This window comes from Paenirhodobacter sp., from assembly GCF_047600745.1.
Taxonomy (GTDB): Bacteria; Pseudomonadota; Alphaproteobacteria; order Rhodobacterales; family Rhodobacteraceae; genus Rhodobacter.
On record NZ_JASGKI010000002.1, the window covers coordinates 424,099 to 447,932 of the forward strand.

20 protein-coding genes and 4 pseudogenes are annotated in these 23,834 nt (G+C 64.9%); 21 read left to right on the plus strand and 3 right to left on the minus strand.

Annotated features, from left to right (window positions below; all coding sequences use genetic code 11):
- The first annotated feature begins 4 nt into the window (after positions 1 to 4).
- The 15 genes and pseudogenes from QM789_RS06450 to QM789_RS06520 all read left to right on the plus strand — a co-directional run bounded on the left by QM789_RS06450 (position 5) and on the right by QM789_RS06520 (position 12,582).
- Positions 5 to 1,897, plus strand: a complete 1,893-nt coding sequence (locus tag QM789_RS06450; RefSeq protein WP_420351156.1) for a dipeptide ABC transporter ATP-binding protein — start codon at positions 5 to 7, stop codon at positions 1,895 to 1,897.
- 22 nt (positions 1,898 to 1,919) lie between these two features.
- Positions 1,920 to 2,813, plus strand: a complete 894-nt coding sequence (locus tag QM789_RS06455) for an ABC transporter substrate-binding protein (RefSeq protein ID WP_420351132.1) — start codon at positions 1,920 to 1,922, stop codon at positions 2,811 to 2,813.
- 4 nt (positions 2,814 to 2,817) lie between these two features.
- Complete coding sequence (locus QM789_RS06460; RefSeq protein ID WP_420351157.1) at positions 2,818 to 3,444, plus strand: ABC transporter substrate-binding protein; 627 nt, start codon at positions 2,818 to 2,820, stop codon at positions 3,442 to 3,444.
- A 58-nt stretch (positions 3,445 to 3,502) separates the two neighbouring features.
- Positions 3,503 to 4,423 carry a glutathione ABC transporter permease GsiC gene (gene gsiC / locus QM789_RS06465; protein WP_420351133.1) on the plus strand — a complete coding sequence of 307 codons (921 nt, stop codon included), beginning with the start codon at positions 3,503 to 3,505 and terminating at the stop codon, positions 4,421 to 4,423.
- On the plus strand, positions 4,420 to 5,304 hold the full coding sequence (locus tag QM789_RS06470) for an ABC transporter permease subunit (RefSeq protein ID WP_420351134.1): 885 nt from the start codon (positions 4,420 to 4,422) through the stop codon (positions 5,302 to 5,304). The genes gsiC and QM789_RS06470 overlap by 4 nt, the downstream gene beginning before the upstream one ends.
- Before the next feature lie 2 nt (positions 5,305 to 5,306).
- Complete coding sequence (locus QM789_RS06475) at positions 5,307 to 6,125, plus strand: M55 family metallopeptidase (RefSeq protein ID WP_420351135.1); 819 nt, start codon at positions 5,307 to 5,309, stop codon at positions 6,123 to 6,125.
- Positions 6,126 to 6,134: 9 nt separating this feature from the next.
- Entirely contained in the window at positions 6,135 to 7,100 is a 966-nt protein-coding gene (locus QM789_RS06480) for an isoaspartyl peptidase/L-asparaginase family protein (RefSeq protein WP_420351136.1), read from the plus strand.
- A gap of 456 nt (positions 7,101 to 7,556) precedes the next feature.
- Positions 7,557 to 8,566: pseudogene (locus tag QM789_RS06485) on the plus strand (IS110 family transposase).
- 563 nt (positions 8,567 to 9,129) lie between these two features.
- Complete coding sequence (locus tag QM789_RS06490; protein WP_420351158.1) at positions 9,130 to 9,564, plus strand: transporter substrate-binding domain-containing protein; 435 nt, start codon at positions 9,130 to 9,132, stop codon at positions 9,562 to 9,564.
- A gap of 216 nt (positions 9,565 to 9,780) precedes the next feature.
- Positions 9,781 to 9,996 carry a hypothetical protein gene (locus tag QM789_RS06495; RefSeq protein ID WP_420351137.1) on the plus strand — a complete coding sequence of 72 codons (216 nt, stop codon included), beginning with the start codon at positions 9,781 to 9,783 and terminating at the stop codon, positions 9,994 to 9,996.
- Positions 9,993 to 10,376, plus strand: coding sequence for an ABC transporter permease subunit (locus QM789_RS06500; protein WP_420351138.1), 384 nt, complete (start codon positions 9,993 to 9,995; stop codon positions 10,374 to 10,376). Before QM789_RS06495 ends, QM789_RS06500 begins: the two co-directional genes overlap by 4 nt.
- Positions 10,377 to 10,627: 251 nt before the next feature.
- A pseudogene (locus QM789_RS06505) lies at positions 10,628 to 11,349 on the plus strand (amino acid ABC transporter ATP-binding protein).
- A gap of 27 nt (positions 11,350 to 11,376) precedes the next feature.
- Positions 11,377 to 11,502: a hypothetical protein gene (locus QM789_RS06510; protein WP_420351139.1), complete on the plus strand. Its 126-nt coding sequence runs from the start codon at positions 11,377 to 11,379 to the stop codon at positions 11,500 to 11,502.
- A pseudogene (locus tag QM789_RS06515) lies at positions 11,499 to 12,158 on the plus strand (lyase family protein); the annotation flags it as partial. The gene QM789_RS06510 and the pseudogene QM789_RS06515, both read left to right, overlap by 4 nt.
- Before the next feature lie 268 nt (positions 12,159 to 12,426).
- On the plus strand, positions 12,427 to 12,582 hold the full coding sequence (locus QM789_RS06520) for a hypothetical protein (RefSeq protein WP_420351159.1): 156 nt from the start codon (positions 12,427 to 12,429) through the stop codon (positions 12,580 to 12,582).
- A 323-nt stretch (positions 12,583 to 12,905) separates the two neighbouring features.
- Here the strand turns inward: QM789_RS06520 and QM789_RS06525 are convergent, their stop codons facing one another.
- The 3 genes from QM789_RS06525 to QM789_RS06535 form a co-directional block, all read right to left on the minus strand.
- On the minus strand, positions 12,906 to 13,016 hold the full coding sequence (locus QM789_RS06525) for a transposase domain-containing protein (RefSeq protein ID WP_420351160.1): 111 nt from the start codon (positions 13,014 to 13,016) through the stop codon (positions 12,906 to 12,908).
- Positions 13,017 to 13,034: 18 nt separating this feature from the next.
- On the minus strand, positions 13,035 to 13,853 hold the full coding sequence (locus QM789_RS06530; RefSeq protein ID WP_420351161.1) for a Fic/DOC family N-terminal domain-containing protein: 819 nt from the start codon (positions 13,851 to 13,853) through the stop codon (positions 13,035 to 13,037).
- Between the two features lie 403 nt (positions 13,854 to 14,256).
- Positions 14,257 to 14,559 (minus strand): hypothetical protein, encoded by a 303-nt coding sequence (locus tag QM789_RS06535; RefSeq protein ID WP_420351140.1) that lies wholly within the window; start codon positions 14,557 to 14,559, stop codon positions 14,257 to 14,259.
- A 396-nt stretch (positions 14,560 to 14,955) separates the two neighbouring features.
- Here QM789_RS06535 and QM789_RS06540 point away from each other — a divergent pair, with 396 nt between their 5' ends.
- From QM789_RS06540 to QM789_RS06565, 6 genes and pseudogenes are all read left to right on the plus strand, one after another.
- A complete protein-coding gene (locus tag QM789_RS06540) occupies positions 14,956 to 15,162 on the plus strand; it encodes a helix-turn-helix domain-containing protein (RefSeq protein ID WP_420351141.1) in 207 nt (68 codons plus the stop codon).
- 127 nt (positions 15,163 to 15,289) lie between these two features.
- Positions 15,290 to 15,481, plus strand: coding sequence for a hypothetical protein (locus QM789_RS06545; RefSeq protein WP_420351142.1), 192 nt, complete (start codon positions 15,290 to 15,292; stop codon positions 15,479 to 15,481).
- The gene (locus tag QM789_RS06550) at positions 15,481 to 17,202 is read left to right on the plus strand and encodes a DUF2235 domain-containing protein (protein WP_420351143.1); all 1,722 of its coding nucleotides are present in this window, start codon (positions 15,481 to 15,483) and stop codon (positions 17,200 to 17,202) included. The genes QM789_RS06545 and QM789_RS06550 overlap by 1 nt, the downstream gene beginning before the upstream one ends.
- Positions 17,203 to 17,209: 7 nt before the next feature.
- Positions 17,210 to 17,581: a hypothetical protein gene (locus QM789_RS06555; protein WP_420351144.1), complete on the plus strand. Its 372-nt coding sequence runs from the start codon at positions 17,210 to 17,212 to the stop codon at positions 17,579 to 17,581.
- A 47-nt stretch (positions 17,582 to 17,628) separates the two neighbouring features.
- The gene (locus QM789_RS06560; protein ID WP_420351145.1) at positions 17,629 to 22,674 is read left to right on the plus strand and encodes a DUF7379 domain-containing protein; all 5,046 of its coding nucleotides are present in this window, start codon (positions 17,629 to 17,631) and stop codon (positions 22,672 to 22,674) included.
- Between the two features lie 231 nt (positions 22,675 to 22,905).
- Positions 22,906 to 23,834 (plus strand): annotated as a pseudogene (locus QM789_RS06565) (transposase); the annotation flags it as partial.

Here is a 23,834-nt window from a genome sequence, read left to right on the forward strand (position 1 = left end):
CGCGATGACCGCCGAAACGACCCTCCCGCCGCAGGGCGAGACCACCGCCGCGCCGATCATTCGCGTGGACAACCTCACCGTCGATTTCGCCGGGGACGATGGCGATTTCCGTGCCGTCCGGAACCTGTCGTTCCAGATTTCGCCGGGCGAGACGCTGGCGGTCGTGGGCGAGTCCGGATCGGGCAAGTCGGTCACATCGCTGGCGATCATGCGGCTGGTGGAATTCGGCGGCGGGCGGATTTCCGAAGGTTCGGTGCGCCTGACGGACCGCGATGGCCGGACCGTCGATCTTGCGCAGCATCCGCTCAAAAAGATGGAGCAGGTGCGCGGCCGGGACATCGCGATGATCTTTCAGGAGCCGATGACCTCGCTCAACCCGGTCTTCACGGTGGGCGAGCAGATCGCCGAAGCCGTGCGCCAGCATGAGGGCTGCTCGCAGGAGGAAGCCCGGGCCGAGGCGCTGAGGATGCTTGAAAAGGTGCGCATCCCCAATGCCGCCGGGATCATGAACCGCCATCCGCACCAGCTTTCGGGCGGGATGCGGCAGCGGGTGATGATCGCGATGGCGCTGTCGTGCAAGCCGCGGCTGCTGATCGCGGACGAACCGACGACGGCGCTTGACGTGACGATTCAGGCACAGATCCTGCGGCTGATCCGCATCCTTCAGGACGAGATCGACATGGCCGTGCTGTTCATCACGCATGACATGGGCGTGGTGGCCGAGGTCGCCGACAGGGTGCTGGTCATGCGCCATGGCGAGAAGGTCGAGGAGGGCGGCGTCGAGCAGATCTTCGACGCGCCGCAGCATCCCTATACGCGGGCGCTGCTGGCGGCGGTGCCGCGCCTTGGCGCGCTGAAGGACGAGGATCTGCCGCGCCGCTTCCCGCTGCTGAAGGCGGATGGCGACTATCGTTCCGCCGACGGGTTCGAGCAATATCCCGCGCAGGATACCGTGACCTCGGATCAGCCGGTGTTGCAGGTGCGCGATCTGGTGACGCGGTTCGATCTGCGCAAGGGGATCCTGTCGCGGGTGACGGGGCGGGTCCATGCGGTCGAGCAGGTCAGCTTCGACCTGCGCCCGGGCGAGACGCTGGCGCTGGTGGGTGAATCCGGCTGCGGCAAATCGACGACGGGCCGCACGGTGATGATGTTGCAAGAGGCGAATTCGGGCTCGGTCCTGTATCAGGGCAAGGACATTTTCACCATGTCCGCCGCCGAGCAGAAGGTGATGCGGCGCAAGATCCAGTATGTGTTCCAGGACCCCTTCGCCTCGCTCGATCCGCGCCTCACGGTCGGCTTTTCGATCGCCGAGCCACTTCTGACCCACGGCCTTGCGAAAGGGGCCGAGGTCGAGGCGCGGGTGGCGGAACTCCTGCTCGATGTCGGGTTGCGCCCGGAACATGCGCACCGCTATCCGCATCAGTTCTCGGGCGGGCAGCGCCAGCGGATCTGTATCGCGCGGGCGCTTGCGGGCGATCCGGCCATCCTGATCACCGACGAGGCGGTGGCGGCGCTCGATGTCTCGATTCAGGCGCAGGTCGTCAATCTGTTGATGGATTTGCAGGAGAAGCGCGGGCTTTCGTATATTTTCATCAGCCATGACATGGCCGTGGTCGAGCGGATCTCGCACCGGGTCGCGGTGATGTATCTGGGCCAGATCGTCGAGATCGGCAGCCGCCGGCAGGTGTTCGAGAACCCGCAGCACCCCTATACGCGCCGGCTGCTGTCGGCGGTGCCGATCGCCGCGCCGCAGAGCCGCAACCGGAACCGGCCGCTGATCGAGGGCGAAGTCCCGAGCCCGATCCGCGCCCCCAATGATCCGCCCATCGTCAAGCCGCTGATAGAGGTGGAGAGCGGGCATTTCGTCGCCCGTCACCCCGTCGGCGATTTCAAATGACACTCTGACAGAGGAACCCGGAATGAACCTGAAACATCTTCTTGCCTCGGCCGCCATTGCCGCCGCGCTGATCCCCGCCGCCGTCTGGGCGAAGCCGCTGACCGTGGCGATTCCGAACAACCTGACCGGGCTCGATCCGACGAATGTCAACGACACCATGTCCCAGACCTCGCTCCGGCTCGTCTATCAGGGGCTTTTCGGCTTCGACAAGGACATGAAGAGCGTGCCGCTGCTGGCGGAAAGCTATACGTCGAACGATGACGCCACCGAATTCACCATCACGCTGCGTCAGGGGGTGAAATTCCACGACGGCACCGATTTCAACGCCGAGGCGGTAAAGGTGAACATCGAGCGTCTGGCCGACCCCGCCAACGGGCTATCGCGCCGCAGCCTCGTGTCGATGATCAAGGAAGTGCAGGTCGTCGACGACCATACCGTCAAACTGATCCTCTCGGCGCCCTTCGGCGCGATGATCGCCTCGCTGTCGCATCCGGGCGCGATGATCATCTCGCCCGCCGCGCTGGAGAAATACGGTAAGGACATCGACCGCAATCCGGTCGGCACCGGGCCGTTCATCTTCAAGAACTGGTCGGCGGATACGCTGGAGGTGGTGCGGAACGACAGCTACTGGAAGGGCCCCGCGAAGGTCGAGGGGGTGACGATCCGCTCGGTTCCGGAATCGGGCGCGCGCTTTGCCATGCTGCAAACCGGAGAAGTGCAGTTCGTTCCCGGCTTTCCGCCCGAACTGATGGCGGTGGCCGAAAAGAACCCGGCGCTGACCGTCGAGGCGACGGATTCCATCGTGGAATATTACGTTGCGCTGAACAACACGAAGAAACCCTTCGACGATGTGCGGGTGCGCCAGGCGCTGAAACCATGCCGTCGATCAGCAGACCTATTGCAAGATCGCCTATAACAACCTGTGCAGCCCGGCGGATTCGATCATTCCCGAATTGCTGGCCTTCCATGTGACGGCGGGGGACTATGCCTTCGATCTGGACAAGGCGCGCGCACTCATGTCCGAGGCGGGGCTGGCCGACGGGTTCGAAACCGAGCTTTGGGCCGCGTCGAACACCGAAAGCCTGCGCGCGGCGCAGTTCATCCAGCAGCAGCTTGCCCAGATCAAGGTCAAGGTGACCGTGGTGCCGCTGGAAGCCGGTGTCGCCGCGCAACGGATCTGGTCGGTGGAGAAGCCCGAGGATGCCACCGTGCAGATGTATTACGGCGGCTGGTCGGCTTCGACAGGGGATGCAGACTGGGGCATCCGCCCGCTGCTCTACGGCGAGAGCTTCCCGCCCGCGATGTTCAACACTGCCTATTTCAAGGATGATGCGGTCGATGCCGCGATCGCGGGCGCCATCGGCACCGCGGATCCGGAAAAGCGCGCGGCCTTCTATGCCGAGGCGCAGAAGCTCGCCTGGGCGGGGGCACCGTGGATCTTCCTTGGCGTGCCGAAGAACATCGCCGCCCGGACCAAGGATCTGTCGGGGGTCTACATGCTGCCCGATCGCGGCTTCCTGCTGGAAGATGCCGCATTCGCGCAATAACGCCACCGTGACCCAGGGCACGGCCTGATGGCCGCGCCCGTTTCAGGAAAGGAAAGCCATGCTGGGGTATCTGGTCAAACGGCTGGTGTCGACAATCCCGGTGATCCTCATGGTCGCCGTCTGTGTCTTTGCCTTCGTCCATATGCTGCCGGGTGATCCCGCGCGGCTGGTGGCCGGGGTCGATGCCTCGCCCGAGGACGTGCTGGCGGTGCGTAAGTCGCTCGGCCTCGACAGGCCGTTGACCGAGCAGTTCGTCACCTATGTCAGCCGCGTCCTGCATGGCGATTTCGGCATCTCGCTGAAGACCCGCCGCACCGTGGTCGAGGAGATCGGCGAGAGGCTGATGCCGACGGTCTGGCTCACGGTCTTCGCGATGGCGTGGTCCACCGTGGTGGGGCTGCTGATCGGCGTCGTCTCGGCGGTCAAGCGCGGCAAGTGGCAGGATTACATGGGCATGATCATCGCCGTTTCGGGGATTTCCTTTCCGCCCTTCTGGCTCGGCCTGCTGCTGGTCGGGGTGTTCTCGGTCCGGCTCGGCTGGCTGCCGACGGGGGGATACGGCACCTGGCAGCATTTCGTGATGCCCTCCTTCACGCTGGGCGTGGGGGTGGCGGCGGTCATGGCGCGCTTCACCCGCTCGGCCTTCATCGAGATCGCCCGCGAGGATTACGTCCGCACCGCCCGCGCCAAGGGCGTGCCGGAGCGGCGCGTGATCTGGCACCATTCGCTGCGCAACGCGCTGATCCCGATCATCACCATGGTCGGGCTGCAATTCGGCTTTCTGCTCGGCGGCTCGATCGTGATCGAGAGCGTCTTCTCGTGGCCCGGCGTCGGCCGGCTGCTGGTGGATTCGGTATCCTATCGGGATTATCCGGTGATCCAGGCGCTGATCCTTCTGTTCTCGCTGCAATTCATCTTCATCAACCTGCTGGTTGATGTGCTGTATGTCTTTGCCAATCCGGAGATCCGCTACCAATGACCGATGTGACGGCAGCCGCGCCCCCCGCCGCAAAGATGCGCAAGCCGCTGGCCGAGTTCTGGCGCCGGTTCAGGAAACAGAAGGTGGCGCTGGTCGCGCTGGTCTTCCTTGTGGCGATCATGCTGGTGGCGGTGTTTGCGCCCTGGGTTGCGCCCTATGACCCGACACAACCCGATTACAACGCCGTCCTCGAAGGCCCTACCGCCGTGCATTGGGCGGGAACGGATGCCTATGGCCGCGACATCTTCAGCCGCATCATCTGGGGCGCGCGGATCTCGCTGGCGGTCGGCTTCCTGTCGGTGACGCTCGGGGCGCTCGTCGGCGTCTCGCTCGGGATCGTCTCGGGCTATTTCGGCGGGCTGATCGATTCCGCGATCATGCGCCTGTGCGACCTGCTTCTGGCCTTTCCCGGGATCCTGCTCGCTATCGCGGTCATCGCCATCCTCGGGCCGGGGATCACCAATGTGATCTATGCGGTCGCGGTGTTCTCGGTCCCGGTCTTCGCGCGGCTGGCGCGCGGGACGACGCTGCAACTGAAACGGACGGTCTATGTCGATGCGGCGCGTGCGATCGGGGTCGATCACTGGGTCATCATGATGCGCCACATCCTGCCCGGCACGTTGCCCAATGTGATCGTCTATTTCTCGATGCGGATCGGCACTTCGATCCTGACGGCGGCGGCGCTGTCCTTCATCGGGCTCGGCGCACAGCCGCCCAGCCCGGAATGGGGCGCGATGCTGGCCGACGGGCGCACCTATATGGGCGTCGCCGACCACCTGACGCTGTTTCCGGGGCTGGCGATCTTCGTGACGGTGCTGGGCTTCAACCTCTTCGGCGACGGGCTGCGCGATGCGCTCGATCCAAAACTCAGGACGAATTGACGATGAAGGTCTATATTTCGGCGGATATCGAAGGTGTCGCCGGCGTGGTCGCCCCTGCGCAGGGTCAGGCCGGGCATCCCGAATATGAAAAGGCCCGCCTGCTGATGACGCGCGAGGTCAATGCCGTGGTCGAGGGGCTGGTCGAGGCGGGGGTTTCGGAAATCCTCGTCAACGATTCCCATGGCCCGATGACCAATCTGCTGCCGGGTGACCTGCATCCGGCGGCGGATCTGATCCTCGGCAAGCCGAAGCCGATGAACATGGCCTGCGGTCTGGAGGCCGGGTTCGACCTGTTCTTCATGACCGGGCATCACTCGATGGCGGGGCAGGGCGGCGTTCTGGCCCATACCACCAACGGTTTCGCGTTCCGCGAGGTGCGCGTCAACGGCCGCCCCTGCGGGGAACCGGCGATCTATGGCGCCTATGCCGGCGAACTGGGGGTGCCGGTCGGGCTGGTCTCGGGCGACGACCGGATGCGGGAGGAGAACCTGCCGCTGTTCCCGCAGGCCGAATTCGTCACCGTGAAGCGCGCCTTCGGCCAGCGCGCCGCCCGTCAGGTCTCGGTTGCGCGGGCGCATGAGATGCTGAAGGCCGCGGCGCTCCGGGCCGTGGAGGCGGCGGGGCAGAACGCGCCACTGCGCTGGCAGGGGCCTTACCGCGCGGAATTCGTGATGAACAACGCGGCGCTGGCCGATCAGATGGCGGTTCTGCCACCGGCCGAGCGTCTGGACCCGACCACGGTGGCGTTCGACTGTGCCTCGGTGGCCGAGATCATCGGCTGGATGACGGCGATGTCCGCCATGAGCTTCGCGCTGCGATAGGAGGCCGCCATGAGTGTTATCCAACCGGCGATCGCGCTGCATGGCGGCGCGGGCACGATCCTGAAATCCAGCATGACGCCGGAGCGCGAGGCCGCGTATCGCGCCGCGCTTTGCGCCTGCCTGAAAGCCGGGCTGGATATCCTGCAAGAGGGTGGTTCAGCGCTGGATGCGGTGACGGCGGCGGTGATGGCACTGGAAGATGATCCCCTTTTCAACGCGGGGCGCGGGGCGGTCTTCACCACCGATGCGACGCATGAGATGGATGCCGCGATCATGGACGGGGCCCGCCGTGCCTGCGGGGCGATTTCCGGTATTTGCGGCCCACGTCACCCCGTCCTTGCCGCCCGCGCGGTGATGGAGCGGACGGAGCATGTCTTCCTGTCCGGCGAGGGCGCCCGCCGCTTTTGCGCCGAAACCGGGCTGGAGATCATGCCGCCCGAATGGTTCGGGACCGAGGCCCGGCGCGCGGCGCTCGATGCCGAGATGCGCCGCCGCGGCCTTGGCCTGCCCGATGACGGCGACCCGGCCCGCAAGCACGGCACGGTGGGGGCTGTCGCGTGCGACCGGGCGGGGCATCTGGCGGCGGCGACCTCGACCGGCGGGATGACGGCCAAGATGCCGGGCCGTATCGGGGACAGCCCGGTGATCGGTGCCGGAACCTGGGCAGACGATGCGACGGCGGCGGTTTCCGCAACCGGGCATGGCGAATATTTCATCCGCTGGGCCGTGGGTCACGAAATCGACGCGCGGATGCGGTGGGGCGGGCAGAGCCTCGACAGAGCCGCGGGCGATGTCGTGGCCGAACTCGGCCGGATCGGAGGGTCCGGCGGGCTGGTGGCGATCGACCGCAAGGGCAATATCTGCATGCCGTTCAACAGCCCCGGGATGTATCGCGCATGGACGGATCCATCCGGACAGATCCGCACCGCCATCTATGCGCCCGAGAAGGAAGGCGATCCGGCTCCCGGGCGGTGAGATCCAACGGGTCTTTCTCATTCGGCTGTCGAGAGGGGAGTAGTGTCATCTTCCCATGGGCCTGAACCGCCAATGCAGGCCCGCCGTCAGGATGCAAAAGGCAGAGCCATAGATGAGACGGTGTTCGTGCAATAGCGTGAACGGGGCGAGGCCTCCGCCACGATGATGCCTCTTTGTTCCAGGAAGGACGTTCACGCCGGATCGCGGCCGCTGATCGCCCCATAATTGTTCAGAGCCGACTACGCCGCGCGCGCTGGATGGTCGGGCGCCTGCTGGAACAGGAGCCGACTGCGGCTATCCGTGAAATGTCAGGCTGCGGGCGACAGGCCGAAATCCTCTGGCGACAGCATCACATCCGCAAGCGTATAACGGTCTATCGTCGCGACACTGTTGCTGTCCCCCTGCGGGCATCTTTGTGCCCGGGTGGGTCTGCGAGGGTCCACATAGGGAGTGGTCCTGTTGGCGATTATCACTGTCGGGCCCGATCTGGCGCAGAATGTGTTTCGGGTGCATGGAGCCGATGGCACAGGACGGGCCGTTCTGCGCAAGAAGTTGCGGCGGGCTCAGGTGCTGGGGTTTGCAGCCAGTTGCCCTCTTGCGTCGTGGCGATGGAAGCTTGTGGCGGTGCGCATTACTATCGGCAAGCTGAGCCATGACGTGCGGCTGATCCCGCCTGCCTAGGTGAAACCGTTCGTGAAGCGCCAGAAGAACGGCATGGCGGATGCCGAGGCCCGTCTCGCGAGGCGGCTCATAGACCGACAATGCGCTTCGTGCCAGTGAAGAGCAAAGAGACTCAGGGCGCGGCGATGGTCTTCCGCTTGCGCGAGCTGCTGATCCGGCAGCGCACGCAGTCGATCAATGCCCTTCGCGGACATCTGGGCGAGCATGGCTATGTTGTGCCTCAAGGCGCGAGGAACGCGGGCCGGCTGATCGCGCGGATCGAAAGCGAGGCTTCGAGCCTGCCCGCGACGGCGCGGGCCACTCTGGGCGTGCTGGCAGGGCTGCTCGCCGAACTTGACCGGCAGATCGCCGCGGGCGGGAGAGCGATAAGGTGCGCCGTCTCATGGTAATCCCGGCATCGGTCCGCTGATCGCTACGGCGCTCGCCACGCCTCCGGAGATATTCCGCAAGGGCCGCGATTTTGCCGCCTGGATCAGCCCCACGCCGCGACAGCATTCGGCGAAGGCGGGAAGCAGCGGCTGGGGGCCACGACGAAGATGGGCGAGCGTTCATTGAGGAGGCTGCTGGTCATCGGCGCCAACAGCGTCATCATCAAACGGCACTGCCATGCTGCGGCGCAACCGGGCACCTCGCTCGGCGGCATGCTGGCGATGCTGGTGAGGGTGGCATTGGCAAACAGTGAGCGATGAAGCGCCACGGGTTCAAGCTCATCGCGAACGGCGCGGATCGTCTGGGCCGTGCTGGCCTACGGTAGCGCCTACAAGGCTCCGGCCACGGCGCTGTAAATCGTCGTCGGTCGCGCGGACGTCGGAGCGGAAGAGGGCAAGGAGCAGTTTGGCGCAATCGTCGTGAGACGGGATCGGGCGAACCAGTGTGCAACAGAGTGCCTTCGAGCACGCGGCTTTGATCTGGACCTGATCCGCGAACACCATACCGGCCCGCGGCATGACGATGGCTGCAAAGAGGCCGGACACATGTCAGCACCCGATGACCCGCCAAAAGGATCCAGAATGCCCCCTTGCGCAAGCGGCGGTGACACAGGTGGCATAAATCGGCGGCTTGGATTCCTGATGCGAATCCAGCGTGGCAAGTGTGCGGCATGCGATGAGCGGGAATAAAAAAGCACCTTAAACAGGGCGCGACGACAATTCAACAGGTGACATCAGATAAAAACCCTGCTGAAATTCACCTTCGCCGCAATTCTTGTTTCCTCGCCTCTGGCGACACACTGGACAAGATCTTCGCCGCTGGAAAGATCGTGATCAGCATCAAGAACGACTATCGCCCCTGAGGCTATCTGGATGCGGATGGAAAACTGGTAGAACTGGAGATCGACCTTGCGAAGGATATAGTCGCGCTTCTGGGCGTTTCGGTGGAACTGGCGCCGGTCGTGGCCTCGAACCGGATGAAATTCCCGCAACAGGAACGGGTCGACCTGATCGTCGCGACGCTTGGCAACAACCCGCAGCGCCGCAAGGTGGTGGGGATGGTCGAGCCGAACTATTCCGGTGGCGCCAATGTGATGGCGCGGAAATCCAGCGGTCTCAAGGAATGGCCGGATCTGGCGGGAAAGGATGTTTGCGCCATTCAGGGCCGCTATTGCCTGCGGGAAGTGAGGCAGAAACAAGTCGAACATCGTCGCCTTCGCCGGTGTGCCGAGGTCAGCGCCGCCCTGACCAACGGCAGTTGCCTCGCGCTGATCTATGACAACACCTGGATCGGGAGCCAACGCGCGTCGGAAGCGGCCTGGGCGGATTACGAAATGCCCTTCGTTACGGAATAGATGCAACCCTAGGCCATTGCCGTTTCGCTGGACGAACTGAATGGCCCCTATGACCAGAAGATCAGCCAGATCGTCACGGACGGACACAGGAGCGGCTTTCTGATCGCGGCCAATGCCGCCCATGGCATCGCGCCCAGTTCCTTCCCCGAAGAGCAGCACGAGAAATTCCGCTGACCTTGCCGGCCCATTCATTGGGCCGCTTTTCCGGAGGTGGCGATGGAAACTATCGAAACATTCTTTCAGTGGATATACCAGAGCCACGGGATCAACCTGAGCATCGGCGATGGTGCCTGGAACCGGGCGCAGTTCCTTGGGGGATTGTGGGTGATGGTCAAACTGTCGATCCTGCTTTCACTGGCGGTGGGGGTGGCCGAAACTGGGCGCAGGGTTCGCCGCATCTGGCGCTGCGGGCACCCGCCGGACTGTTCGTGACCTTTTTCCGCAATACGCCGCCGCTGGTGCCGCTGTATTTCTTCTTCGCGCTCGCTTCGATCCTGCGAATGCAGACCGAAACCGGGGAGACGGTGCCGATGGTGTCGGCCTTCAGTTGGGCGGTGATCTCACTTTCGCTTTTCGCCGGGGTACTGAACACCGAGATTTTCTGTTCAGGTATCGAAGCCGTGCCGAAAGCCACCGCCGAGGCCGCCAAGGCGTTGGGGTTCAGCCGGTGGCGGATCTACAGGGATATCGTGTTGCCCTTGGCGTTGCGGATCTCGCTGCCGTCGCTGGGCACCAATCTGGTCAAGACGACGCTGGTCTGGATCATGGGCCGCTGGGAACAGGCCCTGCACATCCCCGGATATGGAGGCTGACATATGGCTGCCTCCGATCGAACGGCCCGGCCATATGGTGGTGCTGCTGCCCCGTCGCACCCATGGCGGCCCGGATGCCGGGCTGGTGCGACGGGCCTGCGGATTCCGCTGGTCTTCGGCGCGCTGATCGCCAGCGTGATCGGCCCGGGCTGGGCGCAGGGCATCCGATCAGCGTCCTAACCGCGCGGCTGGAACGCCGCCATGCCATGAAATTGTAAGGAAATCCGATAGCCTGGACAGAAGACAAACCCATCGTCTCGCTGAAAGACGTCCACAAATCCTACGGTCCGCTGACGGTCCTGAACCGGAACAGCCTCGACAGCAGGAAGGGCGAGGTGGTCTGTATCATCAGCCCTTCGGGATCGGGGAAATCGACGCTGATCCGCTGCATCAATGCGCTCAACGTCATTCCGGGCGGCTCGATCCTGGTCGAGGGGAGAAGGTGCATGACCCGAAGCTCGACCTTCTGGCCCTGCGCAAGAGGGTTGGCATGGTGTTTCAGCAATACAACCTGTTCCCGCACAAGACCGCGCTGCAAAACGTGATGATGGCGCCGGTGAAGGTGCTGAAGGGGAACAGGGCCGAGGTCGAGAAGCGCGCCCGGGAGTTGATCCGAAAGGTCCGGCTGGAAGGCAAGGAGAACAGCTATCCGGGGGAATTGTCGGGCGGGCAGCAACAGCGCGTCGCCATCGCCCGCAGTCTGGCGATACGGCCCGACATCATGTTGTTCGACGAGGTGACGGCGGCGCTCGATCCGGAGACGGTCAAGGAAGTGCTGGTCACGATGAAGGATCTGGCGGCGGAGGGGATGACCTGCATTCTGGTCACCCATGAAATGAGTTTCGCCCGCGAAGTCGCCGATCACATCTATTTCACCGACAAGGGCGTGGTCGTCGAACACGGGCCGCCCGCGCAGCTTTTCGACAATGCCACCGGCCCGCGCACGCCGTGCTTCCTGAACCAGGTGCTCTGACCCTTCTCTCTCACAGGATTTCTGAGCATGGCTCGTATTGAAGCCGATGGTCTCGGTCCCCGCGAACTGCCCGATACGGCGCTTTATGGCGTCAACACCCAGGGCGGCGAGCGGCTGGGGATCACCCGTGCCTCGTCATTGCGCTGGCGGTGACCAAGAAGGCCGCGGTCCGCGCGAATCTGGAGATCGGCGCCCTGCCGTCCGATCTGGCCGCCGCCATCATCGCCGCCTGCGACGAAATCATTGCGGGCGTGCATCATGAACAGTTCATCGTGGATATCATGGGGCGCGAGGCAGGTGATTATGCGGTGCCGCATTCGAACGATCATGTGAACCATGGGCAATCGACCAATGACGTGGCACCCTCGGCGCTGGAGTATAATGGCCGATGCGTTTGCCGGGCGGGCATGGCCTTTGCCGATGTGCTGAAGATCGGGCGCACCTGCATGCAGGCGGCGCAGCCGATGGCGCTTGGCCAGGAGTTCGGCGGCTATGCCTGCGCGATCCGGCGTCAAGCGGCAAAGATCGCCGGAGCGGCCGGAGATCTGCTGATCCTGCTGCTAGGCGGCAGCGCGATCGGCCCCGGGAGATCCGGCTGCGGTCTATGCGCATCCGATGGTCGAGCTATCCTTGCTCGGGTGGTGGATCCCTTTGATGCGATGCAGAATTCCGACACATTCGCCCGCGTCTCGTCGGCGATCCGCATCGTCGCCGAGACCATCGAAAAGATCGCGCATGACTTGATTCGGCAGACGGGCCTGGGCGAGATCCGCCTGCCCGCGGTGCAGCCCGGATCGTCGATCATGCCGGACAAGATCAACCCGGTCCCGCCGATGATGATGCAGCAACTGGCCTTCGCGCTGGTTGGCAATGGCCAGAGCGTGGCGCTGGCCTTGATGGCCGGGCAGCTTGAGATCGACCATTTCGAGCCGGTAATCGCCGCGCGCCTGTTTGAAAGCACCCGTCTTCTGACCAATGGCAACAGCCTTTTTGCCGACATACGCATCCGCGGGATCGAGGTGGTCCCCGGGCGGGCGCTCGACCTGCTGCTGAATTCCCCCGGCGCTGGCGACCGTTATGGTGCCCGAACTGGGCTACACCCGGGTTTCGGCGATCGTGAAACAGGCAGCCAAGGACGGGGTTTCCTTTGTCGAGGCCATGGTCACGAAGGGGTTGATGGGCCACGAACGGGTGGTGGACCTTCTGCGACAGGCCGTCGATCCGGGGCGCTGATGCGCTCCGTCGCAGGTTCGGCGGAAAAGACGCTCTGCTCCGGTCGTCGATCCCCGCAGCCTAGTTGTCAGCATGGGTGAGGCGGCTGTAGCGCGCCGCCATTCAGGATGTCCTTTCGCTCACCAACATCCGTATTTCAGAACAGCGTCACAACAAGGACACCTGTAATCAGTATTATGTAATCAAAAACGCTCGCTCCGTGTTCCGGTGTTCGACGGTCGGGGCTTCTCGGGCCGATCATGGACGTGCGGCAACCGCGTTGGGCTGTCTGTAGGCGCTCAGCCGGTGCCCTATGCGGCGATGGTTGACGCGGGTGCGAAATTCTACGGCATGAGGTCGTCGATGCGGCTCTTGGGGTGTCCGTCGAGCACGGCGCGGAGGGTTTCGGTGAGCTTGCTGGCCGGGTCTACGTCGCACATCTTGCAATTGGCGATGAGGCCGGCGAGCCTCGCCTAGTTCTCGGCGCCGACCTCGTGCCCGGCGAAGAGCGCATTCTTTCTCTTCACCCGGGCATCCTTCTGCGCTTCGCCGAGCATCGCGGTGAGCGTGTCGTCACGACGGCGACCGTGCGCGAGTGGGCACCATCGCCCGAGCAACGACGCAACCGTCTGCTGACGGTACGCCGCTTCGCGGTTGCGCTGCATACCGAAGATCCGCGCCATGAAGTGCCCTTGGCTGACCGCTTTGGCCGCGCCAGTAACCGGCGCCGCACCCCCTACTAAGATCCCAGGGGCATCCGGCGGCTGATCAATGCCGCGCATCGCCTTGGCCCCGACGGTTCGATCCGACCGATCACCTACGCCACGATGTTCGGGCTGATCGCGGCGACCGGTATGCGCGTTTCGGAGGTGCTTGCCATTCGGCTGCCGAACATGATCGACGTTTGCATCCTGAGGCGGAACGAAGATGGTTTCGCCGCTTCTTTCGTTCTTCAGTGCCGTGCCGGGCATCGCGCGGAAGCCGTCATCCCGGTCCTTCAGCAGGCGGAACATGTCAATGATGGTCGAGTTCGGGATAAGCCCGTCCGTCTCGATCAGCCTGCGGTGGCCGAGGCGCCGCCCATTCCGATAACGTGCCACCTCCTTGGCGGCCGGAGACTGGGAGTCATGGGGAACCACCTCTGCCTGAAACAGCTCGTCCTGCATCGTCACGATGTTTTCGACCTCGGATGAGGCCTTGGCCTCTTGCAGCGCCAGCGTGTCGATCAGGATGGCCCGCGCCTGCCCCTTCAGGTCGGCAAGCGTCCGAGAGGCACGGTTCAGGCTTTTCAGACCGGCACCGTTTCCAGAGCCACCGGAGGCGGCAGAGTCGGAAGGAGATAGGTGGGTTTTAACATGATGCCCGCAACATGTTCGTAAAACGGATTTCTTCTAACATGAGGCAGACATCATGTCAGCTCAAGGCGTGTTTCGAAAACATGTCGAGCATCTGGACGGATATCTGGATCAGGACCCTCGTTCTTTGACCAAATCCAGGCCGATGAGGCCTCGTGGTGCGGTTTTCCGTGCGCCACAGGCCCTTATGAAGCCAGGGGATCGGGTTCAGAATGCTTACCTGCGCTCAAGGGGCTGTCCGGTCTGATGGTTTGCCTAATCCCGTCTTCTCGATTTTCGTCCATAACCTTCCAGTCGACCGTTCACACCCTCCGACGGTCCCCGATCGGTCCGCCTGGCGTCAGGCGCTGGCCGGAGCCAGATAGACCCCATCGCCGCGCATCAAAGCCCAGGCGAGGCGGGCGATTTTATTGGCCAGCGTCACGGCAATCAGCATCTTTGGCTTCGTCGCCAGTATCCGCACCATCCACGAGCCCGCGGGCGCATCGTGCCGAGATCGCCAGCGCACGATCTGCGTGGCCCCGATAATGAGCAGGTCGCGAAGTCCCGGTCTTTCGAGAACCTCTCGACCGGTGGGGCCGGTGTCGCAAGGGCCACGGCGCAGACTGGCCCACGCGCCTAGGATCGTCATCAGGCGCCGCACCATCTCATCCTGTCGCGCTTCGGCGAAGGCGTGCGCTCCGCCCGTCGATCCGCGGCTCCAGATCCGGTCGGACCGTCAGGTGGTCTGCGAAAACGCCGAATTTCGGCGCCAACGCGCGGAATGCGGCGTTTTCTTTCGCACCATCCGGGGGCAGATCGAATTGCGCGATCCGAAGGATCAGGCCTGGTCCCTCGAACTGACATCGGAGGCGGGACGTCATGGCCGGTTCGGAGCGCGACCGCGAAAGGAAGCCCTCGACGGACAGAGGCCAGATGCCGGGAGGTTTGCCGTCGAGATCACACCGCTGACCTCGGCGAACGTTGGCTCGACGGATACATCCTCTACAGCCTCGACATCGCACGCAGGATTCCGCTTGACCTTGGCCTGCTGTCACGGGTGCTGGCCCTGACCGATTCCGAAACGAGCCTGGTTGGGCTGATGGCCGAGGGCCTGACAAATCGTGAGATCTCGGCGCGCCGGAACCGCTCTGTGGAGACGGTCAATTCACAGGCCAAATCGCTGCTGTCCAAGACTGATCGTATCAACCGCACGCAACTCATCCGCCTCGCCTCCAGCATCGGCGCCGCCCTGATCGAATCCTGATTCCCCATTCTGGTGATGCGCAACATGGCGCAAAACCGCATGACAGACATCCATAGCCGGGAGTGTTGACGAGAATCGAAAGGAGTCGAATACTCGAAACATCAATTCACGTTTTATGGAAGTTTTCATGACGCATTTCATTGTGAATGGCGCGGATACCGCGCCACCGGGCTTTGTATTTCTTGCGCATCTTTCTGAATACGGAGCGCGGTTTTTCCGGCCCGTGCCGCGCTGGTCGAAAATTCACGGGCATTTCGTCCTTGGTCCCGGCGCAGAGTGCGAGAGGGTTTTCACAACCGACGAAACAAGAGGGTTCTGATGCACAAAGAGCGCGAACCGCGGGTTCTGATTGTCTTTGCCGACGGCACCGGGAATGCTTTCTCCGTCAGCCAAACGAACATCTGGAGACTCTATACCGCGACGGATCAGAGCGATGGAGGTCAGATCGCCCGCTATATTCCCGGCGTCGGCACCCATGGCAACAGCATCATACGCCTGATTGACGGGGCAACGGGCTTCGGTGTGCCCTCGAACGTGCGCAAGCTCTACCGTTTCCTGTGCTGGAACTGGCGGCCCGGCGACAGGATCCTGCTGTTCGGTTTCAGCCGGGGGGCGTTTACCGTGCGTACGCTGGCGGGGATGATCGCGCGGCAGGGCCTGATGCCGGCGGAACGCGACGACCGGCCGGTCAGCACCGCAGAGATGCGCCGCAACGCGAGGGGCGCCTGGCGGGCCTATCGCAAGGCGACGCTCGGTCCGGTCTGGCCGACGATCGCGGCGGCGCGCCTGGTGCGCGACGGGCTGGTCACGGCGAAACGATGGCTGTTCGGCCAGAAACTGCACGGCGACATCGAGAAAGAGGTCGCCGGAACCAAGCGTCGCCCGGTCTGGCCGCCCGATGTGCAGGAGTTCACCGGGCCGCCGGACTGCGGCGTCACCGTCGATTTCCTCGGCGTCTTCGATACGGTCGAAGCCTATGGCATGCCGGTCGAGGAGCTGCGCGGGCTGATCGACCGGCTGATCTTTCCACTCAACTTCGCGAATGGGGTCTGTGCGCCCTGTGTGCTGCATGCGCGCCACGCTCTTGCCATCGACGAGGAGCGGCTGTCCTTCCACCCCGTCGCCTTTGAAACCCCGTCCGAGCGCGCCTGGCAGGATGTGCGGCAGATGTGGTTTCCCGGCGTGCATTCCGATATCGGCGGCGGTTACCCCGAGGATCACGGTGCTGTTCCCCCGCTGCAATGGATACTCGACGGCGCCAGGGAGGCCGGGCTGCGCGTCGCCCCCACGTTGCAGGAAGATCTCATCGCACGCCGCTTCGACCTCGCGCCGATCCACGATTCCCGCAAGGGCCTCGCCGCCGCATATCGCTATCAGCCGCGCCATATCGACCCCACTGAGGAGGCCGACCCGACCCTGCCCGCCAAGCTGGAGGGCGGCGCCGACCTTTACGGCCCGATCAGCCCAGCCGAGGGTTGCATGATCGCCGGGCAGGACGCCCTGCCCCCGCTTCCCGCCGCGACACGGCAGGCGATCGCGGCGATGGTCTTCCGCTACCGCCTGCTGAACCGGGCGATCATCGCGATCATCGCTTTCTTCTGCCTCTATCCGCTGCGGTTCCTGTTCGAAACCGGGGCGGACGGGCGGCTGACGATCCTGTCCGAGGGCTTGCGAAACTGGGTGATGAGCGGGCTGATGCGGTCGGGCTGCACGGGCGCGGGTGCGCTTCTGTTCGGGGGGATGCTCTACGTTTCCGGCTGGAACCTGCGCGACAGGATCCGCGATGCCGCCGCCGCCGGATGGCGTGGGCAGGAACAGGTGCCGAAGGTCTCGCGGTTCTGGCACGCGGGGGCGCGGATGGCGCCAAAGACGCTCGAATACGTTTTTGCCTGCACCATCCTCGCGCTCGTGGCCTGCACCTTCACTCCGAATTCAGCGCGTAGTCCTGGCCCGTGCGCATTGTGTGCAGAAGGACGACGCGCAAATCGTGCCCGGCGCCGCGCACCGGCTTGCCTTCGATCCGCAGGCGCCCTGCATTGACACCGGCTTGCGGGCCGTCAAGGGCCAGCAGTTCGCGCTGCGTATGACGGTGAGCGAGGACTTCAAGGACCACAAAAACCCGGTTCCGCCCGGCGGCGCCCCCTCGCCCGGCCCCCTGCTGCGCAGCTTTGAATGGGCGCGCCGGGCCGATGCGCCGTGGCTCGCGCCGGTGGTGCAGATCGGCGCGCAGGATCCCGGCGAAATGCCCGCGCCCGGAACCCTTTGCCATGCGGATTTCGTCGGCAGCTTCACCGCGAACCGCACGGGTCCGCTGTTTCTCTATGCCAATGACGTCGGCTTCCTGCCCGGTGTCTTCTACACGAACAACTCGGGCGCGGCGCGGGTCTCGATCACCCGGCTCGACCATCCGAGATCTTAGGAAACGCCCGGCGCGTGCCACCTGCCAAACTCTCGGAGGAGATGACCATGAAACTTCAGGTTCAGGGCAAACGGGTCGCGGGCGATCTGCCTGACGTCAAGGTCAGGGACCGGGTGCAGGTCCGCACCGCACGGGCGACCGCCGAACCGATCCTGCTCGACATCGGCCCGGAGGATGTCGTCGAGATCGAGATGGCGGACGGCGTGCGGCTCTGGCTGCGGCCCGAGGACATCGGCGCGCGCCTTCCGCGCGATGTCCTGCGCAGCCGCGCCGCCGACGGCGAGGACGTCCTGTTGCTGCCGACGGTCCTGACACGGCCTCATGTCCCCGGAGGCATCACCCGGGGTGCGGCCCATGTCGCGGTCGAACAGATCGCCGTGCTGGCCGCCGCCGCCTCCGTTACCGAGGCCGCGCGTAAATTCGAAGGCGACACCCAGGGCCTGTTCCGGCTTTCGGTGGACGGCACCCGCACCCCCGTGACCTCCCCCGAGGCCCTGCCCGAAAACGGGCCCTGGCTGCTGTTCATCCACGGCACGGCCTCGACGACAGATGGCTCTTTCGGCGCGCTGATGCGCCCGCCGTCGAAGGTCTGGCAGGAGATTCACGCACTCTACCCGGGCCGCGTTCTGGCCTTCGATCACCGCAGCCTGACCCAGGATCCGGCGCAGAATGTCGCCGAACTTCTTGAGGGTCTGCCCAAGGGGATCGAACTGCATCTCGTCACGCACAGCCGTGGCGGGCTTGTCGGCGAATTGCTCGCCTGGCCGCAGGTGAGACCACCGAAAGGCGACACGATCTTCAGCAAGGAGAATCTTGCGACATTCCCGAAGGAGGCGCAGGCGCGTATGGCGGCGCTCGGCAAGGCCCTCGTCGCAAACGCTCCGCGCGTGACCCGTTTCGTGCGCGTCGCCTGCCCCGCAGGCGGCACGAGCCTTGTCGATGGCCGCATCGGAGACTGGATCAACCTGATCTTCAACGTCCTGAGCCTCCTCCCCGTCAGCACCGAGACACGGGCGCGGCTCGATATGCTGCGCGGAATCGGCATCGCGGCCTTTTCTCCGGACAGTCTGAACGCCCTGCCCGGTGTTGCCGCGATGGCGCCCGAACATTCGCCGCTTCTGTGCCTGCTGAACCAGAGAATCCTCGGCACGGGTAATGACGGGTTGATGGTGATCAGCGGCGATACCGCAGCCAGTGGTCTGCTTTCGGCGCTGCCGCTGTGGTTCCTGGATGCGTATTTCGGCGCGGATCACGATCTCGTTGTCGACACGACCTCGATGGGCGCCGGTATGACCCGCGCCGAGGAGCCGCCGGTTTTCTTCGACCAGGGCCCGAGCGTCAATCATTTCAGTTATTTCGCGAATACCAGAACGGTCTCTGCACTGCTTGCCGGGTTGCGCGGACAGGGGCGGCTGGTGGCTAATGGCTTGACCGAGCGCGCCGCAGCCGCGCAGGCCGACCCGGTGGACCGTGGCCTTGCTGCCCCTGCGCTCGCGCGTGACAAGGGGCGGCCGCTCGCGGTGGTGCTGCCGGGCATCCTTGGCAGCAGCCTGAAGGTCAACGACAGGGTGGTCTGGGTCAGCCCCTTTGAACTGTGCCGCAAGGGGATTGCCGCGCTTGCATGGGGCAGCAAGGTCTCCGCCGATGGCGTGATGCGTGATTATTACGGCGATCTGATCGGCTATCTGCGGCGCACGCATGAGGTGCTCCCGATGTCCTACGACTGGCGGCAGCCGATTCAGGATCTCGGTCCCCGGGTGGCGCAGAAGATCCTCGAATCCCTGGCCGGGGACAGCCGTCGCCCGCTGCATCTCGTCGGGCATTCGATGGGGGGGCTGGTGGCGCGCATGGCGCTGATCCGAAGCCCCGACCTGAAGCGCGAATTCCGCAACCGGAGCGGCTCGCGCCTGCTGATGCTCGGCACGCCCAATGGCGGCTCGCACGCGATGGCGATGGCGATGCTGGGGCGGGATTTCGCGACGCGGGCGCTGGCGTTTCTCGGCGGCTCGGGGTCGCTCGACGACATCACCGCCGTCATCCGCGGCTGGCCCGGCGCGACTCAGTTGCTACCGCCCGACATGCTGTCCCCGGCGGTGTGGCGGGCGCTTGCCGGGCGCCCGCCGCCCGCGCCCCATGCACTGAAATCGGCAAACGCCTTCTGGAGGCTGCTGGGCGATGACGTCCTGCCCGACGGACGAACCCTTTATATTTCCGGGCAGGGCCGCCGCGAGACGGTCAACGGCTTCCGGCTCGTCAAGGACGAGATACAGGCGACGGGAACCATGGCGGGGGACGGCACCGTGCTCTGGTCCACCGGCATCCCGAAGGACGTGCCCGCCTGGAATGCCCCGGCCCAGCATGGCGACCTGTGCCGCAGACGGTCGTTCTTCCCGGCGATCGCGGAACTGCTGTTCAACGGGGACACGCGCGGGCTCCCGCGCCAGCCCGCCATGCGCGACGGCCCCGTGGGGGACGACACCCGGATTCTGCCCGAACGGGAACTGCCGATCCTGCCCTCTCAGCGTCAGTTCCTCGCGATGGCGATGGGTGGCGTGCCAGGTGAGGAAGAGGAAACCGAGGCGCCGGTGCGCGTCCGCGTCGTCCATGGCGATCTCAAACGCAGGCGGCGCCCGAACCATCCGGTGCTTGTCGGGCATTTCGTCGGCGACCCGATCAGCGGCTCCGAGGCCGCGCTGGACACGATGCTCGGTGGACGCTTAACGCAGCGCAACGCGCGCGGCCTGCATCCCGGCCTGATCGGGACATGGGATGTCGCGCTTGATAACGCTTCGCGACATGAGGGGATCGTCGCAGGGTTGGGCGTTCTCTCGACCCTTTCGGCGGGGGCGTTGACGCGCACGATCCGGAGCGCGCTGCTCGCCTATGTCGACGCGGCGCAGCGGATGGGCCGCGAAAGACCACTTACCTGTTCGACGGTGTTGCTCGGCTCCGGCGGCGGGGTGGTTTCGGTCGGCGATTGCGTTGCCGCGATCCTGAACGCGACCGAGGAGGTCAACCGGCTGATCGCGGGCGAGCGCGAGGGCCCGGCCCCCGCCATCGGTGAAATCGAGATCATCGAAGCCGTGGAGCAGACCGCAATCACCGCCTGGCACGCGGCGAAATCGCGCATCGACGCGCGCCCGGGGCGGTTCGAGTTGATTTCGCGGCTGGAACAGGGCGAAGGTGGCTGGCGCCGCACCGGCCCGGAAAATACGCCCGACTCCTGGATCGAGGTCACCGTCACTGCACCCGAGGCGGAACCGTCCGGCGAAGGTCCGCTACATTATCTGATGGTCGATGGCCGCGCGCGGGTCGAGGCCGATGTCGTTCCGCGGGTTCGCCGTCTCGTGCGGCAGTTCGTCGCCGGGATCCCCGCACAGACCGGCGCGGTGGACCCCGATGGCCGTGGTCCCGGCCGGACGCTTTTCGAGCTGCTTTGGCCATCGCGCTTCAAGGAGCACAGCCTCGATGACCGCAACATGCGGCTGATCCTCGACCGGGAGACCGCCGCGATCCCGTGGGAGATGCTCGACGACCGGCGCCCCGACGATGACGTCCGGCTGGCAACCGCGCCGCCTGCGGTGCGCTTCGGGGTGCTGCGGCAATTGGTGTCGCAGCGCGACCGCCCCGCCCCGCCGCGGCGCGGCGGCAACAGGCGGGCGCTCGTCATCGGTGATCCGCGCGGCGGTGGTAGCCCCAATGCCGCCCTGCCCGGCGCCGTGGCCGAGGCACAGGAGGTCGCCACGCGGCTTGAAGAGGCGAAGTATCAGGTGACGCGACTGATCGGAGAGGAAGCGGCCCCGGTCGACGTCATCTCGGCGCTTTATTCGCGGCCTTGGGACGTGATCCATATCGCGAGCCATGGCGTCGCGGAGAGCGAAGTCGGTCCCGGGATCGTGCTTGGCGGCGGGCCTCTTTCGGTTCTGCCTGCCGGGCCGCTCGCGCAGCTTCCCGCACCGCCGGAACTGTTCTTCTTCAACTGCTGCCATCTTGGCGCGATCCGCGATGAGGACCGCGAACTGCGCCACGACCGGCCCGGCATGGCCGCGAGTCTCGCCGTTGAAATGATCGAGTTCGGCTGCCCCGCCGTCGTCGCCTGCGGCTGGCAAGTCGATGATACCGCCGCGCTACGCTTCGCCACGGCGTTTTACGATGCGCTCTGCGAGGGGCGAAATTTCGGAACCGCCGTGCGAGAGGCCCGCCGTGCGGCCCATGATGCAACCGGCTATCGCGACAGCACCTGGGGCGCCTATCAGTGTTACGGCCATCCGGGTTTCATTCTGCATGGCCAGCCGGCTGAAGCGGTATCGCGCTCCCACGACCCTGCCGCGCCGACAGAGGCGATCGCGCTGCTGCGCCAATCCGTGACGGATCCCGAGGTGCCGCTCGACACACTGGCGCGGCAGATCGAGACCTATGGCTGGGCCGAACGCGCCGATGTCGCCAGCGCGCTTGGTGATGCCTATGCCGCGGAGAACCGTCTGGAGGAAGCTCTCGCGGCCTATGAACGCGCGGTGCGGGCGACGGTCGGCATCCTGCCGGTGGGGACGCTGCAACAATGCCTGTCACTGCCATTGCGGGTGGGGATGGCGGATGACGCCGCGCAGTTGCGGCGGGCTTTGCGGATCATCGAGGCGCTGAACCTTGCCTGTGGCCCGGGGGTGGCGCGACTCGAAATCATGGCCGACCTGAACCAGCGGCGCGCCACCCTCTCGGTTGACGAACGCGACGAAGCGCTCGGCGCGATGGTGGAGGCGTTGCAACACGCCGTGGAACTTGCCGACCCGCAGGACGAAGAGACCTTGCGGCTGCGGCTCCTGTTCGCACGGGCGGCGCAGCAGAAGGCCACGCCGGAGCTTGTTGCCGAGGCGGCGCGGATCGGGCTGCACCTGCCCGAGGCGCCGCTGCTCGCACTTGCGCGAGCGCTGATCGCCACCGATCCGGTGCCGCTCAACGCAGTCGCGGACCGGATCGAGGGACCGGCTCTCGCTCTGGCCGAAGCGGTGGCGCTGGCGCGTGCCTGTTTGCCGGCGAAATCCCCGCTTCACGCGGCGTTGACGCAGATCGCCCGAGCACTTGGCTCAACGGAGTGAACCGGCTCCATCCCGATCCAGCCTGCGGCCGCTTCATTGCCATGATCGGTCGCAGCAAAAGGATGTGTGGATGTACGCAGGTAATATCAATTAATTTCAATTATCTACATGAATACAGTCGGCTGACGTCTTCGGTCGTGATCCGTTACCCAAGCCCGGAACCGCCCCGTTGACCGCCGGGAGGCAGCCCGGCCAGGTCACCTGAATCCTATTCGGAGCAATGAAATGGCCATGAGCACCGATGATCTTTCTCTTCCAGACGACATGGATCTGCTGAAGTCCATGATCCGGGCGATGGCGGCGAAAGCGTCGGTTTTGCAGGGCGAGAATGAGGCCCTGAAGGTCAGCAACGCGGCGGCGGCGGAGCGGATCCGGGAACTGACGGCATCCTGAAGGCCTTCGACCGGGCGCGGTTCGGTCGCCGTTCGGAAAAGCTCCCGATGCCGGAGGACGACGAGGCGCGAGCCGGGCTTTTGTCTGCGAGGAGATCGGTATCGCGGCATTGCAGGCACAGGTCCGCAAGGACCGCCCTGCCGGTGAAAAGCGCGCACCCCGGCCGCGCAAGGACTTCGCCCCGCACCTGGAGCGGGTCGAGGTGGTGATCGAGCCAGAAGACCTGCCGGAACATGCAGGCCAGCGGAAGGTTCTGATCGGCGAGGATGGTGAGGCCATCGCGCCATTGGTTCGAGCGATGGCCGCACGAGCGGACCCTCCTCGGGCGCACAGTCCGGGGGACTGTGCGCTGATCCTCGTCGATGTCCGCGAAGTTCCGCGTCATCGTCACCCGCCGACCCAATGGAGGGCATGACTGCCATTGGTCCGAAGGAATGCCCGACGGCCTTCAAAAATGCCGATGACGTGATCCAGCCTCCGGCCCATCTCATCGAGGGCGGCATCCCGACCGAGGCGCTGCTGGCGCGAGACTCGCGGTCTCCAAATACGCCGATGGCCTGCCGCTCTACCGTCAGAAAGGGATTTACGCCCGCGATGGCGTGGAGCTTGAGCGCCGCCTGATGTCGCAATGGATGGGAAAGGTCGGGTTCGAGTTGGAAATCCTGGCCGGGCATGTGCTGGCCGAGGTCTGCAAGGGCGATGATCTTCGCGGATGAGACCAGCCTGCCGACCCTTGCGCCCGGCACCGGTGCAACGAAGACGGCCTG

What these genes read in the sequence shown, in the direction of transcription:
- QM789_RS06450 (WP_420351156.1), top strand. Translation starts at nt 5, where the DNA reads ATGACCGCCGAAACGACCCTCCCGCCGCAGGGCGAGACCACCGCCGCG.
- QM789_RS06455 (WP_420351132.1), top strand. Translation starts at nt 1,920, where the DNA reads ATGAACCTGAAACATCTTCTTGCCTCGGCCGCCATTGCCGCCGCGCTG.
- gsiC (WP_420351133.1), top strand. Translation starts at nt 3,503, where the DNA reads ATGCTGGGGTATCTGGTCAAACGGCTGGTGTCGACAATCCCGGTGATC.
- QM789_RS06470 (WP_420351134.1), top strand. Translation starts at nt 4,420, where the DNA reads ATGACCGATGTGACGGCAGCCGCGCCCCCCGCCGCAAAGATGCGCAAG.
- QM789_RS06475 (WP_420351135.1), top strand. Translation starts at nt 5,307, where the DNA reads ATGAAGGTCTATATTTCGGCGGATATCGAAGGTGTCGCCGGCGTGGTC.
- QM789_RS06480 (WP_420351136.1), top strand. Translation starts at nt 6,135, where the DNA reads ATGAGTGTTATCCAACCGGCGATCGCGCTGCATGGCGGCGCGGGCACG.
- QM789_RS06495 (WP_420351137.1), top strand. Translation starts at nt 9,781, where the DNA reads ATGGAAACTATCGAAACATTCTTTCAGTGGATATACCAGAGCCACGGG.
- QM789_RS06510 (WP_420351139.1), top strand. Translation starts at nt 11,377, where the DNA reads ATGGCTCGTATTGAAGCCGATGGTCTCGGTCCCCGCGAACTGCCCGAT.
- QM789_RS06520 (WP_420351159.1), top strand. Translation starts at nt 12,427, where the DNA reads ATGGTGCCCGAACTGGGCTACACCCGGGTTTCGGCGATCGTGAAACAG.
- QM789_RS06545 (WP_420351142.1), top strand. Translation starts at nt 15,290, where the DNA reads ATGACGCATTTCATTGTGAATGGCGCGGATACCGCGCCACCGGGCTTT.
- QM789_RS06550 (WP_420351143.1), top strand. Translation starts at nt 15,481, where the DNA reads ATGCACAAAGAGCGCGAACCGCGGGTTCTGATTGTCTTTGCCGACGGC.
- QM789_RS06560 (WP_420351145.1), top strand. Translation starts at nt 17,629, where the DNA reads ATGAAACTTCAGGTTCAGGGCAAACGGGTCGCGGGCGATCTGCCTGAC.